The organism is Alteromonas sp. KUL150, from assembly GCF_009811475.1.
Taxonomy (GTDB): domain Bacteria; phylum Pseudomonadota; class Gammaproteobacteria; order Enterobacterales; family Alteromonadaceae; genus Alteromonas; species Alteromonas gracilis.
In genome coordinates this window covers 1-600 of sequence record NZ_BLIJ01000074.1, presented here as the reverse complement: position 1 = coordinate 600, position 600 = coordinate 1, and the positions used below count along the sequence as shown (strand labels likewise).

At 38.0% G+C, this 600-nt stretch carries 2 pseudogenes; one reads left to right on the top strand and one right to left on the bottom strand.

The window, feature by feature from the left end:
* Positions 1-396 (top strand): annotated as a pseudogene (locus GVO62_RS17670) (hypothetical protein); the annotation flags it as partial.
* On the opposite strand, the pseudogene GVO62_RS17665 reads toward GVO62_RS17670, so the two are convergent.
* Positions 385-600 (bottom strand): annotated as a pseudogene (locus GVO62_RS17665) (transposase); the annotation flags it as partial. The pseudogenes GVO62_RS17670 and GVO62_RS17665 sit on opposite strands and share 12 nt — an antisense overlap.

Genomic DNA, 600 nt, shown 5'->3' with positions numbered 1-600 from the left:
GCAATACAAGGAAACTTCTTGAAATACTTTACTATTATTGCACTCCTATTATCTTTCAATTCATTTGCGAATATATTCGGAAAGATAAATTGCGGTTCTTATGAACCTACTAAATACCCGAATAAAAAAGTATTTAAAGGTACTGTTAAAAGCGAGGTTACGGAAGTTGGCGTAAAAGAATTTTTTGAAACTGCACAAAATGATTCAAAACAAATAATGTGGAAGCTTGAACTTTTGGATAGAGCGACTGGCAAGTACAAAAAGTCTTTTCCTAGAACCTCACCTTACTCGGATGAGCAAACGGCTATTGAGCATCAAATAATACTGATAGAAAAGACAGGCATCTTTCTGTGTGTAAGTTTCGCTCGCTATTTAACCACAAAGCTAACCAAGTAAGCGCATTGCACTTCGTCGACCTTGCACACGTTGCTGATGTTGATTTTGTGCGTATTGCTCTAGGTGAGTCACTTTGCCGGCGGCGTGCTTAAAGCAGGTTTCAAACTGCGTGGTTAAAGTTTTCCAATGTTCTTGTTCAATATTGAGACGCTCTAAAATAGAGGGTAGGTTATGCTCAATCTTACCGCGTTTGTTTGGATGAAT